The sequence below is a fragment of the Tahibacter aquaticus genome, from assembly GCF_004363655.1.
Taxonomy (GTDB): Bacteria; Pseudomonadota; Gammaproteobacteria; order Xanthomonadales; family Rhodanobacteraceae; genus Tahibacter; species Tahibacter aquaticus.
In genome coordinates, this window is sequence record NZ_SNZH01000001.1 from 566,310 (window position 1) to 583,811 (window position 17,502).

General features: G+C 66.1%; 12 protein-coding genes. 2 read left to right on the forward strand and 10 right to left on the reverse strand.

The window, feature by feature from the left end; genetic code table 11:
* Positions 1-148 precede the first annotated feature (148 nt).
* From DFR29_RS02290 to DFR29_RS02335, 10 genes are all read right to left on the reverse strand, one after another.
* Positions 149-1,006: a methyltransferase domain-containing protein gene (locus DFR29_RS02290; RefSeq protein ID WP_166653818.1), complete on the reverse strand. Its 858-nt coding sequence runs from the start codon at positions 1,004-1,006 to the stop codon at positions 149-151.
* A 34-nt stretch (positions 1,007-1,040) separates the two neighbouring features.
* The gene (locus tag DFR29_RS02295) at positions 1,041-3,254 is read right to left on the reverse strand and encodes a glycoside hydrolase family 99-like domain-containing protein (protein ID WP_133816926.1); all 2,214 of its coding nucleotides are present in this window, start codon (positions 3,252-3,254) and stop codon (positions 1,041-1,043) included.
* A 101-nt stretch (positions 3,255-3,355) separates the two neighbouring features.
* A complete protein-coding gene (locus DFR29_RS02300) occupies positions 3,356-4,801 on the reverse strand; it encodes a sulfotransferase family protein (RefSeq protein WP_166653819.1) in 1,446 nt (481 codons plus the stop codon).
* Positions 4,794-6,152, reverse strand: coding sequence for an ABC transporter ATP-binding protein (locus tag DFR29_RS02305; protein WP_133816928.1), 1,359 nt, complete (start codon positions 6,150-6,152; stop codon positions 4,794-4,796). The genes DFR29_RS02300 and DFR29_RS02305 overlap by 8 nt, the downstream gene beginning before the upstream one ends.
* Complete coding sequence (locus DFR29_RS02310) at positions 6,142-6,969, reverse strand: ABC transporter permease (protein ID WP_133816929.1); 828 nt, start codon at positions 6,967-6,969, stop codon at positions 6,142-6,144. Before DFR29_RS02310 ends, DFR29_RS02305 begins: the two co-directional genes overlap by 11 nt.
* A 43-nt stretch (positions 6,970-7,012) precedes the next feature.
* The gene (locus DFR29_RS02315; protein WP_133816930.1) at positions 7,013-8,182 is read right to left on the reverse strand and encodes a cystathionine gamma-synthase; all 1,170 of its coding nucleotides are present in this window, start codon (positions 8,180-8,182) and stop codon (positions 7,013-7,015) included.
* Between the two features lie 39 nt (positions 8,183-8,221).
* Positions 8,222-9,592: a pyridoxal-phosphate dependent enzyme gene (locus DFR29_RS02320; RefSeq protein ID WP_133816931.1), complete on the reverse strand. Its 1,371-nt coding sequence runs from the start codon at positions 9,590-9,592 to the stop codon at positions 8,222-8,224.
* Positions 9,593-10,056: 464 nt separating this feature from the next.
* The gene (locus tag DFR29_RS02325; protein WP_133816932.1) at positions 10,057-10,281 is read right to left on the reverse strand and encodes an HP1242/YdcH family protein; all 225 of its coding nucleotides are present in this window, start codon (positions 10,279-10,281) and stop codon (positions 10,057-10,059) included.
* A 342-nt stretch (positions 10,282-10,623) separates the two neighbouring features.
* Positions 10,624-11,808 (reverse strand): OmpA family protein, encoded by a 1,185-nt coding sequence (locus tag DFR29_RS02330; protein WP_133816933.1) that lies wholly within the window; start codon positions 11,806-11,808, stop codon positions 10,624-10,626.
* The gene (locus DFR29_RS02335) at positions 11,805-12,155 is read right to left on the reverse strand and encodes a DUF4398 domain-containing protein (RefSeq protein WP_166653820.1); all 351 of its coding nucleotides are present in this window, start codon (positions 12,153-12,155) and stop codon (positions 11,805-11,807) included. The genes DFR29_RS02330 and DFR29_RS02335 overlap by 4 nt, the downstream gene beginning before the upstream one ends.
* A gap of 189 nt (positions 12,156-12,344) precedes the next feature.
* Between DFR29_RS02335 and DFR29_RS02340 the strand changes: the two genes are divergently transcribed.
* Positions 12,345-13,457: a PilT/PilU family type 4a pilus ATPase gene (locus tag DFR29_RS02340; RefSeq protein WP_133816935.1), complete on the forward strand. Its 1,113-nt coding sequence runs from the start codon at positions 12,345-12,347 to the stop codon at positions 13,455-13,457.
* Positions 13,458-13,978: 521 nt separating this feature from the next.
* The gene (locus DFR29_RS02345; protein ID WP_133816936.1) at positions 13,979-17,446 is read left to right on the forward strand and encodes a S8 family serine peptidase; all 3,468 of its coding nucleotides are present in this window, start codon (positions 13,979-13,981) and stop codon (positions 17,444-17,446) included.
* Positions 17,447-17,502: the final 56 nt, after the last annotated feature.

Here is a 17,502-nt window from a genome sequence, read left to right on the forward strand (position 1 = left end):
TTCGCCGGCTCGAACAACCCGGAGCGGGACTTGCGCCCGCCATCGACGGCATTGCGCACGGGAAAGCCGGCACAGCGTCAGCAGCCATCCGGATCTGTCTTCCCCGGAAGGCTGAACCCGTTGCGCTGCCGCGCGTTGACCAGCCCGCTCAGGCGCAGGCTCGCAGCAGCAGCGGATACATCAGCCCGTATTCGGGCCGCGGATGGTTGTTGGTGGCGAAACCGCAAAACAAGTCGTAGTCCAGGCCGATCTGCGCACTCGCGAAGCCGGCTTCGCGCGCGTCGTCGAGCAGCTTCCAGCCGAAGTGATGCCAGGTCAGTATGCCTTCGGGGCGCAGACCGTCGCCGTGGTATTCGGGCGGCCCGAAGAATTCGATGCTGCCGTCGCCGCGCGGCCGCGCCAGCACGGCTTCTTCCTGTCGCGTCATGAAGAACGGCACGGTGCAGATCATCTGGCCGCGCGGCCGCAGCACGCGGCGCACTTCGCACAGTGCCGCGCGATAGTCGTAGACGTGCTCGAGCACGTCGCAATGGCCGATCAGGTCGAGGCTGGCGTCGGCATAGGACAGTTGCGTGATCGACTCGTGGCGCACCGGATGGCCGTGATAGGGATAGACCTGCCCCGACACGTGCGCTTCGCCGATGTACTCCGATCCCAGCAGTTGCGGCAGCTGCCGCCGCAGCGCGACGAACAGCGGCGTCAGGTTTTCCAGCAGCGCAATCGCAGCCTGCGGCACTTCGTCGGCGCGCCGGCGCAACGCCGAGTAGATCAGCCGGTTGCGGTTGGACAGGCCGCAGCTACGGCAAGTCAGGCCTTCGCGCAGGTTTGGCCGGTTGCCGTAGAAACCGCCTACGCGAACCGCGAACGTGGACATCGCCGCGCAGGCCGTGCAGTAGCCGGGCACGGCCTCCTGCGTGCTGACGAAAGCCTCTCCGGCGCCGCGGCGCGCTTCGAGTACATCGATTTCGCGCAGGAACGTCTCGCGATCGTCAAACCAGGTCAGCATGTGGGCTCCAGAAACGGAATAGACAGAGTCGCGCTCAACGCGAGGAGTCGGCGTAGGCGTAGTCCTGTTCCAGCGGTGCGGCGTTGACGCTGGTGTCTTCGGACGATGCCAGATACAGACCGGCCCGGCGCGCCGACACCGAGAAGCAGCGTTCGATCGCATGCGCCATGGTGCCGTCGACCTGGCCGCGCTCGGCCTCGAATTCGGCTTCATCCAGGTGCAGGTCCAGCAGTGGCCGCAGCGCGGCTACGCGCATCCAGAACATGGAACCCGCGGCGAACACGTCATGGCCAGGATCGCATTCGGCCACGCCCATGAGCCTGCACAGGTAGTGCACGCTTTCCTGGTTCGACCCCCAGTAGAAATTCATGGGCAGAATATGCCCTTCCGGCGCCACCATGCCCAGCGCTGGCGTCGCATTGAACGACTCGGCGATGCGGCGCGCATTGCCAGCGGCGATCAGCTTGGTCAAGAGGTCGCGGCGCCAGATATCGCCGTCGGCGCGATGCAGCGAACGCTTGGTATGCAGCTTGACGATGAGTTCCTCGCCCGCATCGGCCAGCTCGCTGGCCACGCGCAGGAACGGCAGCACGTCACGGCCGCGGTTTTCGAAAACGCGGCATTCGCCGTCGATGGCGGCGCCGTGCAGGCGTTCGCGCACTTCGGCCTCGCACTCGGGCACGGTGGTTACGATCAGGCGATACGGTGTGCTCCACTGCGCCAGCATCTGGAAGATCTCGTCCAGCAGCTCCGGATAGTAGGCATGCACGATCGCGCAGACGCGGCCGTCGCGCCGGGCGCCGGCCGGGCCGCTGACCTGCTCGACCGCGCGGCGGGTCGCGTCCAGCCAGGCGTAGCCCAGGCGCACGTCCGGCTCCAGGTGCGCGCCTTCGGCCCATTCATTCCAGGCATTGATGAAGACCAGGCGCTGGTCGGGCGCGTCGAAGCGCGCGATGGTGTCGCGCATGGCATTGACCAGCCATTCCTGGTAGCCGCGCGGCGACGCGTTGACGAAGATGTTGCTGACGCCGGGCTTGCGTGCTTCGTTGTCCCAGCCCGGGTTGACGCCGCGGTAAAAGGTATAGGGCGGCTTTTCGTAGCGGCGGCTGCGCTCGGGGAAACAGCTCCAATCGTATACATTGCCGGAAAAGCCCGGATTCAACTTGCGCACCTTGTCGGTGACCAGCGGCGGCGCAGTGTTGTTGGGCGGGAATTCCACCATCGCGTCGAAACCGATCGCGGCCGGATCGATGCGGTCGAAGGCGCTGGTCAGTGCGATATGGATATCGCCCAGGCCGAGTTCGCGACAGCGTGCGCGCCAGCGCTGCGCCGTGGCGCGCGGGTCCGGCAGCAGGCTGGGGCGGTAGACCAGCAGCAGCGGCTTGCCGCCGACGCGCACGTAGCGCGGATCGCGCATGTAGCGCGCCACGTGCTCGATGAAGGCGATGTCGTCTTCGGGCGAATAGGCCTGGGCGATCAGCACGTCGCTTTCGTAGCCGTCCCAGCGCCGGGTCCAGTTCTCGTTTGCCCAGCACAGGGCGAACGGCAGGTCGCAGCGGGGATTTTCCAGGTACTGCAGCAGTGGTGCTTCCAGCAGCCGCTTGCCGGCAAACCAGTAGAAATAGAAGCAGAAACCGCCGACTCCGTAGAGCTTGGCCAGTTCGACCTGACGTTCCTGCACCTGCGTCACACGCAGGTCGTAGTAACCCAGCTCGCCGGGAAGATGCGGCTGGTACTGACCTTCGACCTGCGGCAGGGCGCGGCCGACATTGGTCCATTCGGTAAAACCCTTGCCCCACCAGGCGTCGTTCTCGGCAATGGGGTGAAACTGCGGCAGATAGAACGCCAGCAGCTTCACCGCCGGCGTCGTTGCCAGCGGCGTCTTGCGCAGCGGTACATGGCCGATCGCACGCGTTGCCATGTGTACGCGGCGGCAGGCGCCGCTGCGCGGCAAGCCGACCTTCAGGACCTCCTTCGCCGGCCCCGAGCCCAACGCGACGTCAGCAGACGGTTCGCCGGCCATCGACTGCGCAACGGCGTTCGGCGCCACCGAACCCGCAGGCAGCGGCACCAGGTCCAGCTCCACCAGCACCTGCTGCTCGGCCGTGCGCACGACCTGGCGCAGGGCCGGAAAACGGTACGCCAGCCAATAGGTGTGGCGCAGCTTGGTCCGCTCACTGAGTGGAATGACGCGATAGACCAGCCTCATCCCCAGGACGAACTTGTCCCAATACCACGCATTAGCCATGTGCAACCCAACCCCCGGAATTCAAACCCGATCGCCTGGCCGCCCATCCGCTGAGGGCCAGCTCCCTCATGTCTTGCCGTCTTGCCGCATGCGCTCGCTTGTCATTTCCCCGATAACAGTCGGCGCAGACGCTGCGACCAGCGCATATTGTCCCGTTCAGCCGCTGCTGCCAGGCGCTGTTCCAGCCCAGCGAGCTGTACAGCAATGCGCTCGCTCGCCAGGGCCGAATCGTCCGCCTGCTGCCCCAACTGGACCAAACGCTCGTCGCTGCGCCGTGCGAACTCGCCCCACTGGGCATGGCTGCGCAGCGCAATATCGTCCATATGCCGGCGCAGGGTGTCGGCCTGTACCAGCACCTCGCCCAACAGCTGCTGCTGCGCGTGCGCCGCCGCCCTCAGCTCGGCACTGCCGCCCGCCTGGTCCAGCACCTGTTGGTGCAGCTCGGCCAAACCGGCCTGCATCGCCGCCACGGTGCCGGCGATGCGGGAGGACTCGCCCAGCGCCGATTCATTGCCGATACGCACCATCGCGCCGAGATCGGCCGAGGCCTGGCCAAGCTTGCCCATACCTTCCTGCAAGCCGGAGATCATGCGGAATTGCAACCGCGTCAGCGGCTGAAGTGTACGGTCTTGGTCCTGCCATTCGGCAATGGCTGGAGCGCGTGCCTGCCGTTCCAGTACGTCGCGAATCGCCAGCATGTCCAGCAGCGCGTCGACATAGGGCAGCAGGTCATGCTGGTACAAATCCCATATTTCACTCAACTCTCCCACGCCAGACCAAAATTCGGCGGCGTCGCTGCTGTCGCGTGCAAGCAGGTAGGCGCGTCCATTGAGCGATTTGCCCAACGCCGCGTCGTCGTCGGCGTGATGATGATTGCGCGCGCCGCGGTCAAGGAACTGTTCGATCTGCGCGGCACCAGACTGCAGCGCCGGCAGCTCGATATCCAGCTCGCGCGCAATGCGCTGCATGCAGCCACGCCAGTCATCCAGCAGCGACTGGTAGGTCACCGCGCACCGCACCCGGCCCGCGGATGCCTGTGCCGCCTCGAAGAAGTGGTTCAGCAGCAACAATTCGCTTTCCGCTTCGGACATGCCATCACGACGCGCCAGCGATGCGCTGACCTCGCCGGGATGGCGCAGCACGAACAACAGCTTCACCTCGATGCCGACAGCATCAAGCGCCTTTTTCCACAGAGGAACAAAGCGACATGCTCGCGGATCCTTCACGGCCCACAACGGACTGTGCGCGAATTCGTCGCGGACCAGCGCAGCTATGCTTTCGGCCGCCGCCGCCGCGGCCGGCGACTCCAGCCAGTCCGACGGCATGCGCCGTGCGTCCGACCAGTTGCGTCCGAGCTGGGTCAAGGCGCGCTCGTGGATGTTCACGGCTTCCACATGCTCCCAGAAGCCGAGTTCATTATTGCCTTCGGCCGGCGGCATCAGCCTGCTGCCCAGGTCGACGCCGCACAGATTGAGCACGCGGGTCAGTGCCGAGGTACCGCTGCGGTGCATGCCCAGGATAAGTATGGCCGTCCGCTTTTCAGACATTCGCTGACTCCGTTTGCGGATCGAATGACACGCTGGCGCCAATGCAAAGATCGACCATTCCGGTAGAGAGCCGTTCCAGATCCGGCAACACGCGGAACATGATCGCGTCGATGCGCCGATCGAGGTATTGCTCGCTCTCGCCATGCAGCCCCAATACGCCGGCATTGGCGAAATAGGTGCCCGGCGCAAGCAGGCAGCGAAACTGGAAACGCACGGAAATGCTCTGGCCGGCCTCGACCACGTCCAGCCCTTCGCCGGCCAGGGCGCTGGCGCCGCCGGCCAGGTCCAGTCCCGTCGTGGTGCGGAACATCATGCCGCAGCGCACGCCGGCCGCAGCCGTATCGAAATGCACGCGATAGACGTAGACGTAGTCGCTGCCGCCGCGCAGCATGTTGACGCGCTGGCCGGCGCTGGTCTCGATATGCGGATCGTCGATGCACGCACCGAGCGAGGGATAGCTGAGGATGCTCTGCGACACCAGCGACGGATCGAAATACGAGCCGTCGCTCGCTTCGTCGTTGCCCGCCGCAGCGGCCCCGCTGCCGGCAGCGACCGGGCCGCTGTCGGCTTCGGCGCGAATGCGCGCCCGCACCTCGTCCAGCTTGGACGCGGGCGCAAACAGCAGCTTGTGGTAGCGCGACACCACGTGCCGCGGCGTACCCAATGCCAGCATTTCGCCGCGGTCCAGAAGCACCGCGCGATTGCACAGTTCGATCACCATGCCGGCCGAATGCGACACGAACAGGATGGTCGCGCCGTCGTCGCGCAGGCGGTCCAGGCGCGCATGGCATTTGCGCTGGAACGCTTCGTCGCCGACGGCAAGGGCTTCGTCGACGATCAGAATATCGGGCTTCACGTTGATCGCGACGGCGAAGGCGAGGCGCACGTACATGCCGCTGGAATAGCTCTTGACCGGCTGCTCCATGAATTCGCCGATGTCGGCGAAGGCAGCGATGTCGGCGAAACTGGCGTCTATCTCGGCCCGTGTCAGGCCCAGCACCGTCGCATTGAGGTAGACATTCTCGCGGCCGCTGAATTCGGGATTGAAGCCGGCGCCGAGCTCCAGCAGCGCGGCAATACGGCCGTACACCTGTACCTTGCCAGCGCTCGGCGCCAGGGTGCCGCAGATGATCTGCAGCAGGGTCGACTTGCCCGAGCCGTTGCGCCCGACGATGCCGACGGTTTCGCCGCGGTAGACCTCGAAATCGATATTGCGCAAGGCATGGAATTCCCGGTGCCAGCTGCGGCCGGCATTCGGAAACAACTGCTGCAACAGGCGATGGTGCGGCTTCTCGTAGATGGCGAAGGCCTTGCTGACGCCATCGACCCGCAGGGCGAGTTCAGAGGACATCGGCAAACCCCGAACGCGTGGCGCGGAACCAGGCGTAGCTCAGATAACAGAACATGAGCGCCCCCAGCAGGTAAAGGCCCAGTCCGCTCCAATCCGGTAGCTGGCCCCAGAGGGCGACCTTGCGCGCCTCGTCGATGATGAAGCTCAGCGGGTTGAGCCGGAAGATGAACTGATAGTGCGGCGACAGCGTCTCTACCGGCACCACGGCCGAGGAAAGAAACAGCATCGCCGTCGACAGCACGCCGGTGATCTGGCTGATGTCGCGCAGGTAGACGCCGAGCGAGGCGAACAGCCATCCGATTCCGGCGCCGACCAGGGCCAGCGGCAGCAGCACCAGCGGAAACAGCACGACGGTCCAGGGCGGCACACCGAATCGCACCAGGAAAATGACCAGCAGCACTACGACATTCATCAACATGTGAAAGAATGCCGAAAGCAGCATCGGCCAGGGCAATACCTCGAGCGGGAACACGACGCGCTTGACGTAGGTCGGGTTGCCGACGATGAGCAGCGGAGCGCGGGTCAGGCACTCGGTAAAAAAACCGTGCACGATCAGGCCGACGAACAGGATCAGCGTGTAGTCCGGCCCGCCCTCGACCTGCTGCGCCCAGCGGCTCTTGAAGATCGAGCCGAAGGCCATGGTATAGACCAGCAGCATCAGGAACGGACTGAGCACCGACCACAGCAGCCCGAAGCTGGCACCGCGGTAGCGGCCGAGCACATCGCGCTTGGTCAGCTCGCGGGTCAGCGACCAGTGCCGGCCGAAGGCCGAGAACGGTTCCGCGAGAAACCGTCCCAGTCCGACTGTCCCGCTCATGCGCTGCAACCGGCAGCGCGCGCAAACGACGCGTGCATGCGGGTCAGGCCGCGGCCAGTGCCGCATCCAGTTCGGCGCGCAGGTCGGCCACGTCCTCGACACCGACCGACAGCCGCACCAGGTTGTCGTGGATGCCCAGGCGCGCGCGGTTTTCCGCCGGCACCGAGGCATGGGTCATCACCGCCGGGTGGTTGATCAGGCTTTCCACGCCGCCCAGCGATTCGGCCACGGCGAACAGCTTGCACTGCTCCATCATGCGCCGCGCGCCGTCGAAACCGCCCTTGACGTAGATGCTGAGCATGCCGCCGAAACCACTCATCTGGCGCTTGGCCAGCTCATGCTGTGGATGTTCTGCCAGGCCGGGATAAATGACTTTTTCCACCTTGGAATGGGTGGACAGCCAGCCGGCGAGCTCCTGCGCCGCCTCGCAGTGCGCGCGCATGCGCAGGTGCAGGGTCTTCAGGCCGCGCAAGGCGAGGAAGGAATCGAACGGTCCCTGCACACCGCCGACGGCGTTCTGCAGGAAGGTCATCTTCTCGGCCAGCTCCACGTCGTCGCCGACCACGATCATGCCGCCGACAATGTCGGAGTGGCCGTTGAGGTATTTGGTGGCCGAATGCATGACCAGGTGTGCACCCAGCTCCAGCGGCCGCTGCAGCATCGGCGTGGCAAAGGTGTTGTCGACCCCAACGAGGATGCCGCGCTTGCGCGCGAATTCGGCGATCGCCGCGATATCGACGATCTTCAGCAGCGGATTCGTCGGCGTCTCGATCCAGATGAGTTTCGTGTTCGGCCGTACGGCGGCTTCCAGCGCAGCCTGGTCGTTGAGGTCGACCCAGCTGAAATCCAGCCCGGCGGAACGCCGGCGCACGCGTTCGAACAGGCGGTAGGTGCCGCCGTAGACGTCGTCCATCGCAATCACGTGGCTGCCGCTGTCGAGCACGTCGAGCACCGTCGAAGTGGCCGCCAGGCCCGAGGCGAAGGCATAGCCGTTGCGACCGCCTTCCAGATCCGCCACGCAGCGCTCGTAGGCGAAGCGCGTGGGATTGTGCGAGCGCGAATACTCATAACCCTGGTGTACGCCGGGACTCGATTGCACGTACGTCGACGTGGCGTAGATCGGCGTCATTACCGCGCCGGTGGTCGGATCGGGCGACTGTCCGGCATGGATGGCGCGCGTGCCCAGACCGTGTTGCTTGGAAGAGTGGCTCATGGATTCTCGCAGAACAGGAGGTGGGCGCTACGGCAGGCTTTACTGCACGCGGCGGCGCAGGTAGTTGAGCAGGTCGATGCGCGTGATCAGGCCGAGAAAGCGTTCGGCCTGCATCACGATGGCGACATGGCCGCGATCGAATACCGGCAGCAGCTGCTCTATGGTCGCGCTGACGTCGAGCACGTCGAGCTTGGAAATCATCGCCGTGGACACCGGATCTCGGAAACGCGCTTCGTCCGCATGCACGTGCATCAGCACGTCGGATTCGTCGACGATGCCGACGATCTTCTCGCCTTCCATCACCGGCAGCTGCGAGATCTCGTACAGCTTCATGCGCTGGTAGGCCATGGTCAGCGGATCGTTCGGCCCGATCACCACGGTGTCGTGGGCTGCATACGGCCGCATGATAAGGTCGCGCAGGTCGCCGAACTGCTGGCGTTCGAGGAAGCCGTTGTCCAGCATCCAGTAGTCGTTGTACATCTTCGACAGGTATTTGTTGCCCGTGTCGCAGACGAACACCACGACGCGCTTGGGCGTGGTCTGTTCGCGGCAATAGCGCAGCGCCGCGGCGAGCAGGGTGCCGCTGGAAGAGCCGGCCAGGATGCCTTCCTTCTCCAGCAGCTCGCGCCCGGTCAGGAAGCTTTCCTTGTCGCTGATGGCATAGGCCTTCTTGACCCGGCTGAAATCGCTGATCGGCGGCAGGAAGTCTTCGCCGATGCCTTCCACCATCCACGAGGCGCTCTTGGTCGAGAGCGTGCCTTCGTTGATGTACTGCGTGAGGATGGAACCGACCGGATCGGCCAGGATGAATTCGACATCCGGCGCCTTCTCGGCAAAACAGCGCGACAGGCCGCTCATCGTGCCGGACGAGCCGCAGCCGAACACGATCGCATCGAGCTTGCCGTCCATCTGCGCGAGGATTTCCGGACCAGTGCCGATTTCGTGCGCAAGCGGATTGTCGGGATTGCCGAACTGGTTGATGAAATACGCGCCCGGGGTTTCCCGCGCCAGGCGCTCGGCCATGTCCTGGTAATACTGCGGATGGCCCTTGGCCACGTCGGAGCGGGTCAGCACGACTTCCGCGCCCATGGCCTTGAGGTTGAAGATCTTCTCGCGGCTCATCTTGTCCGGCACGACGAGAATCAGCTTGTAGCCCTTCTGCTGCGCAACCAGGGCCAGGCCTATGCCGGTATTGCCGGCGGTGCCTTCGACCAGGATGTCGCCGGGTTTGATCTGGCCGGCGCGCTCGGCCGCCTCGATCATCGACAAGCCGATGCGGTCCTTGATCGACCCGCCGGGGTTCATGTTTTCCAGCTTGAGGAACAACTCGCAGCAGCCGGTATCGAGGCGCTGCGCCTTCACCATCGGAGTCTGTCCGATAAGTTCCAGCACGCTTTGGTGGATGGTCATGTGGCTCCCGCCAGTACCCGGCGCAGGCAGGGCACGTCGTCGTTTCAGGGGGCGGGATGATAACCGACGGCCTGCCGGCTCGCGATGCGCGCGGCACAAGGCCGGCTGCCGCTGTACAAAAACCCGCAGCCATACCGATGCAAAAGGAAAAAACCGCGAGCTGCCGGCCATGGCAAGGCGCCGCCGCTGCGTCGGCTTTCCCGCTCCTCCAGACGGGGCTGGAGGAGCGGGAGCGTCGGCGTGGAGGCCGCGCTTACGACTACAGGCCGAGGGCCTGGATGCTCAGGGGGAGGAGCGAAGTCATGGCGATTCGGGAAACCGCCAGGCAATTCGGCAGCGGGCCTTGCTCTGGAGCCCGCCAGTTAAAGAGCAGCCAAATCCTTGCACAGCAAGGGTTTGGCAGGGCTACGGGGAGAGTCGGCCGAACACAAGAGCCAGGCACCCGGCACGTGTTCGGCATTTTCTCAGTGCGGCCCGTCGCGGTGTTCCCACATCTGGGTCAGGCGATCCTTGGCACGCAGCTTTTCTTTCTTCAGCGAATGCAGCGTGGTGTCATCCATCGGCAGCACTCCGAGATCGGCGTCGCGCAGCTTGCTGTCCAGCTCCTGGTGGCGCTGGTACAGGCTGCGGAATTCGGTGCTTGCTTTCAGCAATGCGTCGATCTCGGATTTCTGGTGATTCTCGAACATCAGCTGTACTCCTATCGTTGTGTAAAACACACGCAGACGCACGTCCGCACCAGCGGCGCGGACGTGCGAGGGAATGTGGGAACGGAAACGAAGCGGGACTGGCGTCATCGCGCGAACCGGCCCGCCAAGCAAATGTGGCGGTGCGGTTTCCTGGTCTATCGGCGACGCGCTTTTCTGCATGGATTCGGCAGCCGTACCGCGTTATCCGGGCGACTGCGAAACCACCCTACTACGTTGCCTTGGCTCGCGCAAACCGCGGGGAAAATGCGTTTTTCTTCACTGGCTTGCGTCACGTAAACGCGGCGTTAAACGGTAAAACCCAACGCCTGTTCGAGGGCCGCCTCAGTTTCCCGCCGGCAGCAGACGCACCACCACGCGGCGATTGCGCGCACGCCCCTCGGCCTCGTCATTGGACGCCACCGGCTGGGCCGACCCCTCGCCCGACACCGCGATGCGCTGCGGCGCAATGCCCGCGGCGACCAGCGCGTCGCGCACGGCTTCGGCACGGCGCAGCGACAGTGCACGATTGGCGTCGGGACTGCCGGTCGCGTCGGTATGGCCTTCGACGCGAATCGGCCGCGCCGTATCGCTGCCGACAAAGGCGGCGACGCGCGCAATACCCGGCTGTGCGTCGGCGACGAGCTGAGCCGTGCCGGGTTCGAAGACCAGGTCTTCCAGTGTCATCTGCGTGGCATCGCCAAGGTCAGGAGCGAGCACCGCCAGCCGCGCTGCCAGCGTTGCCGCGGCCGGCATTACGGCCGCCGCCGTCGCTGCCCCGTCAGGCTGGGCCGTGTCTGCCGGAGTGACCGGTGCTGCTGCAGTGGACAGGGCAGCCGCCGGGCTGGCAGCCGTCGCTGCAGTCGCCGGCGCAGCCCCCGGCAGGGCGACGGCCGCCGGCGGAGCAAGGGGGACAGCGTTCGGTGCCGGCGGCGGTGCCGGTGCCGCTGCCGAGCCAACCCGCTCGACCGGCAGCGGCGCGGGCGGCGGCGCCATCGGCACCGCCGCAGGCGTTGCCGGCGCAGGCGTTGCCGGCGCAGGCGCGGCTACCGTCGTGCTGGCCGGGCTGCCGGCCAACGGATGGGTGGATGTGACGTTTCCTGGCGTCAGGCCGCGCTGCACGTCTTCCTGCGCCAGCAGTTCGCGCTGGCGCTGGCGGTCCAGTTCCTCGCGCATGGCAGCAGTCTCGCGCCGGCTGGCGGCCAGCAACAGGCCGGACTGCTCGCGCTCCAGCTCAGCCAGGCGCACGCTTTCCGCTGCCGTCTGCGCCGCGATATAGGCGATGTCTACGCGCCGCTCGGCGAGATACGCCAGATGCGCGTGTTCCTCGGCATTGACGCTGCTGGCATCGAGCCGGCGCACGGCGGCCTCGGCCAGCGCCCGCTCGGCCAGGGCCAGGCGTGCCAGCGCAGGGTCGCCCGCCAGGGCCTGCAGGCTTGCATGCAGGCGGTCGTAGTCCAGGTCGCGCCGCGGCGTCGAACCGCAGGCCGCCAGGAAGACACAGGCGGCCATGCCCAGCCAGCGCCTCAAGGCCTGCCCCCTTCCGCGACCGGCGCCAGGCCCGCTTCCGCGCGCAGCCGGGCATTGGCTGCCGCTTGTACCTGCACCGCTTCGCGCGTACGCCCCAGGCGCGACTTGGCCACGGCAAGATCGCTATTGACGATGGACTGCTCCAGCAGCAGACGCGCATCGGCGATGTCCTTGTTTTCCTGCGCCTGGCGCGCCTGTTCCAGCTGTTCGCTGGCGTAGCGCAACTCCAGCGGCGCATACGTTGCCGCGCCCACTTCAGCGGCCAGGGCGAGGGCTGTCGCCGCAGTTTGCAGCTCGGGCAAAACCACGCGCTCGCGTGCTGCGGCCGGGCTCAGGAATGCGAGCAAAAGTGGCGCCAGTACGTGGATTTTTCTTGGCGTTGGTGTCATAACTTCGGCCGCAATCAGGGTGGGAATCCGACGCTATTTTCCAGAAGCCGGCACGATCGTTGCAACGGATCGGCGGCCCGGTTCACGACGGGGATTCCCAGCATAAACGACGGCACGTGCCGTCCCGCATCTCGCAGCGAGGCGAGTATGGATATTGGCTACTTTCTCAAGCTCATGACCGAGAAGGGCGCGTCGGACATGTTCCTGACGACGGGTGCCCCGGTGAACATCAAGGTCGAGGGCAAGCTCTACCCCCTGGGCAATACCGGACTGCCTGGCGGCATGGTCAAGAAGATCGCCTATTCGCTGATGGACGAAGGCCAGGTGCCGCAGTTCGAACGCGATCTCGAACTCAACATGGCCATCGCGGTGAAGGACGCCGGCCGCTTCCGCATCAACGTGTTCAAGCAGCGCGGCGAAGTGGGCATGGTGATCCGCGCGATCAAGAGCGAAATTCCCACCGTCGATACGCTCAAGCTGCCGCAGATCTTCAAAGACATCATCATGGAGCCGCGCGGCCTGATCCTGGTCGTCGGCGCCACCGGCTCGGGCAAGTCGACCACGCTGGCGGCGATGATCGATCACCGCAACGTGAGCCAGTCGGGCCATATCCTCACCATCGAAGACCCGATCGAATACCTGCACCGGCACAAGAAATCCATCGTCAACCAGCGCGAAGTCGGCCTGGACACCCACAGCTATCACGAAGCGCTGAAGAACGCGATGCGCGAAGCGCCCGACGTGATCATGATCGGCGAAATCCGCGACGTCGAAACCATGGAAGCGGCGATCGCGTTCTCGGAAACCGGCCATATCTGCCTGGCCACGCTGCATTCCAACAACGCCGACCAGACCATCGAGCGCATCCTCAATTTCTTCCCCGAGGCGTCGCACAAGAACATCCTGATGAACCTGGCCCTGAACCTGAAGGCAGTCATCTCCCAGCGCCTGGTCATCGGCAAGGACGGCCGCCGCATGCCGGCGGTGGAAATCCTCATCAACACGCCGCATATCCGCGACCTGATGCGCCGCGGCCAGGTGCACGAAATCAAGGAAGCGATGGATCGCTCGCTGCAGGAAGGCATGCAGACCTTCGATCGCGCTTTGTATACCTTGTACAAGGAAGGCCGCATCGAGCTGGAAGAGGCGCTGGCCAAGGCCGACTCGCGCGACGGCCTGGCGCTGAAGATCCGCCTGGCCGAAGGCGGCGGCGACAACATGTCGGCAGAACACGATCCGTTCAATCTGTCGGCGTTCTAATCCTCTTCAACGACGAGGCGCCAGCGGCGCCTCGTCGGCATTACCCCATCGCAAACTGGCGCCACCGCGCTACGCCGCCGCGCGGCACAGCATCCTCCGCCGCCAGTCTGTCGGCGCGGCGCGGCTGCACACGACCAGGGCGCCGGCCCACGCCGCCGACCTTCCGCCCCCGGCAACACCGCGAACCGACCGGCGACCACGCGTGACGCGCTGCCGGCGGTAGCCGGCGGGTGGTTCAGTAACCGGCCGCTCAGGCGGCACGCCCAGCGCCGGCTTGCTTGCAGCCATCGTCGCGGACCCTGGCATTGCCGGCTGCGTACATACGCCAGCGCTTGTTGGCGCGCCGATCCAATGCATGCGCACGAAGGCCACAATTCGCCTGCGTACATTGCGACAACGCCGCAGAATGTACAGTGCGATGCCACTGACGAGACTGCTAGATTTCCCGGCCTCTCGCACGAGAGGCAACGCGGACGCTCCGATCCGCCGGCTCTGACTACACCTCGCCCGAAGGAACACCCGTGAAAACCATCACGATCCATCGCACGCGCCTGTTTCTCGCCGCATCGCTGGCCCTGGCCGGCCCGGCGTATGCGCAGGTCGGCGTATCACCCCATTTCGACGCCGACTACGCACTGCTGAAGAAGGACGCCAGCAGCCCGGGCGAGCAGGGAATGTCGCTGGTCCACGACTACGGCGCGTTCGCGCTGTGGCGCGTCGACGCCACCCATCGCGCACGCATCGCCGCCGGCCACTGGCGCGAAGTCGCGACGCTGACCGACCGCAGCGTCGCGCTGCCGGCCGGCGCATTCACGCCGGGTGCCGCCGACACACAGACGGCAGCAGCAGGAACCGGCGTCTACCTCGTGCAGTTCGTCGGCCCGATGACCGACGCGTGGCTGGATCGTGTGCGGGCAACGGGTGCCACGCCGTTGCAGTACATCAACAACAACGCCTACCTCGTGCTGGCCGACGCCGCGGCCGGCAGGGCGCTGGCCAGCCTGGCGACGCGCGGCGAGCCGCTGCGCTACTCGGCGCCTCTGCCGGCCAGCCAGAAGCTGACGCCGGAAGTGGCGCGGTTCGCCGCGCAAAGCCCGAACGGACACACGCGCCTGACCGTCGTCGTCGCCGATCACGCGGGCGTCAGCCGCTCGCAGAACCTCATCGCGAGCCTGGACACCGATCCCACGAAACGCGCCTGGAGCAACCTGCGCGGCATGCTCGCGCGCGAGGTCGACCTGCCGGTCGCGCGCATCGGCGAAATCGCCGCGCTCGGCGACGTGCTGTCGGTCGGCCTGGCGGTGACCGAGCGGCGTCTGGACGAAAAGCAGGCACAGATCATCGCCGGCAGCCTCAACCCCGCGCAAAGCGGTCCGTCGGCGCCCGGCTATCTGACCTGGCTGAACGGACTCGGCTTCTCGGCCAATCCGGCCGACTATCCGGTCATGTCCATCGTCGACGACGGCGTCGGCGACGGCACGGCCGTGGCCGGTGCAGGCGATGCGAACTTCACGGCGAACGGCGCCGGCATCGATTCGCGTGTCACCTACGCGGTCAGCTGCACGACGGCCAGCGCCGCCGGCATCGCAGGCCACGGCAATATCAACGCCTCGATCGCGGCCGGCTACGACGATCGCAGCGGCTTCCCGTTCCGCGACACGGACGGTTTCCGCCGCCGCGAAGGCATCAACCCGTTCGGCCGCGTCGCCAACGTGCAGATCTTCGGCCCAGGTTCGTCAGGCGCCTGCGGCATCGGCCAGGAAGGCCGCATTGCTGTGCAGCAGGCGCAGAACGTACGCATCTCCAGTAACTCCTGGGGCCTGGGCAACATCTTCGGGCCGGCAACCGGCTATATCGCCGAATCGCGTGCCTACGACGTCGGCGTGCGCGATGCCGACCTGACCGCGCAAGGCAACCAGCAGATCGCCTTCATCTTCGCCGCCGGCAACTACGGCCCCGATCCGAACACCGTCGCCTCGCCCGGCAACGCGAAGAACGTGCTCACCGTAGGCGCCTCGGAAAACCAGCGCCCCGCCGACGAAGACGGCGCCTGGACCGACGGCTGCAACAGCACGCCGGCCGAGGCCGACAACGCCATGGACGTCGTCGGCTTCTCGTCACGCGGCCCGACCGCGGGCGGCCGCACCAAGCCCGAAGTCATCGCACCCGGCACGCATATCCAGGGCAGCGCGAGCGTGGCCGCGGGATATAGCGGCGGAGGGGTCTGCGACAAATACCGCCCCAGCGGCCAGACCGCGGTCGCCGCATCCAGCGGCACCAGCCACTCGGCGCCGGCCGTCGCCGGCGCTGCGACGCTGGTCTATCGCTATCTGCAGACCGCGTATGCCCAGGCTGCGCCGAGCCCGGCGCTGATCAAGAGCTACCTGATCGCGCATCCGACCTATCTGACCGGCGTCTCCGCCAACGACACGCTGCCATCGTTCGCCCAGGGCTTCGGCATGCCCAACCTGGCCGCCGCCTTCGCTTCCACGCCTGCGCGCGTGCTGATCGACCAGACGGAGACGCTTGCCGACACCGGCAGCAGCTACGATCTGCGCGGTGCCATCGCCGACAGCACCAAGCCGGTACGCGTGGTGCTGAGCTGGACCGATGCGCCGGGCGCTGTGAATTCCCAGGCGCCGCAAGTCAACGACCTCAACCTGAGCGTCACCGTCGGCGGCGTCACCTACGTCGGCAACCGGTTCAACGGCCAGTGGAGCAGCGCCGCCGGCGGCGCGGCCGATGCGGCCAACAATACGGAAGTGGTCTACCTGCCGCCTGGCACAAGCGGATCGATCACGGTGAATGTCACCGGCACGAACATCGCGGGCGACGGCGTGCCGGGCAATGCTGACACGACCGACCAGGATTTCGCCCTCGTCTGCAACAACTGCAGCCAGAACCCCGATTTCTTCCTGCTGTCCGCACAACCGGTACAGCAGGCCTGCGGCCTGCAGGCGGCATCGTGGCCGCTGGAAGTCGGCACGGTCAGCGGCTATACCGGCACCGTGGCGCTGAGCGCGACGACGACGCCGGCCGGCACCACGCCGGCATTCAGCGTCGCGTCGGGTACTGCGCCATTCACCAGCGCGTTTACCCTGACACCGGCCTCCCCGCTGGCCGCCGGCAACTATGCCATCGTGCTGCAGGGTCAGGATTCGACCCATGCGAACACCGGCAACCTCACCCTGCGCTACAGCCCCGCCGCCCCCGCCGCGACGACGCTCACCGCGCCGGCCGACGACGCGACGAATGTGGCCGTCCTGCCAACGCTGAGCTGGGGCGCCGTGGCCGGCGCCGTCGAATACATTGTGGAAATCGACGACGATGCGAACTTCGGCAGCATCGACCGCAGCGCAACCGTGACCGGCACCAGCTATACGCCGGCGGCGCTGACGGGATCGACCGAGTATTTCTGGCGCGTGCGCGCCCGGAACTGGTGCGGCAACGGCGTCGACTCCGCCACGTTCTCGTTCAAGACCCTGCCGCTCTTCTGCGCCACGCCCGGCGTGCCCATCCCGGACGACAACCCGGACGGCGTCGCGCTCACGATCACGCTGCCGCCGCTGGGCAATCTCGCCGATCTCGATCTGGCCTTCTCGACCAACCACACCTGGACCGGAGACCTGTCGCTCACGCTCAGCAAGGGTGCGACGACGGCCACGCTGATGGACCGTCCGGGCGAACCGGACAGCAGCCCTGCCGGCTGCTCGGGCAGAAACGCGAACGTCGTGTTCGACGACGAAGGCGCCGACGGCAGCATCGAAGCAGGCTGCGCCAACCGCGATCCGGCTTATACCCCGGCCGGCGGGCACTTCACGCCGGACCAGCCGCTGGCCGCATTCGACGGCAGCGAGGCCGGTGGAACCTGGACCGTGCTGATCACCGACGCGGTCGGAGAGGACACCGGCACCGTACAGTCGCTGTGCCTGCTGCCGACCCTGCAGCCGCCTGCACCGGACGCGATCTTCAAGAACAGCTTCGAGTAACAACCGCCGGGCAACACGACGGGAAGCCGCACGGCTTCCCGTCGCCGCGAAACAGG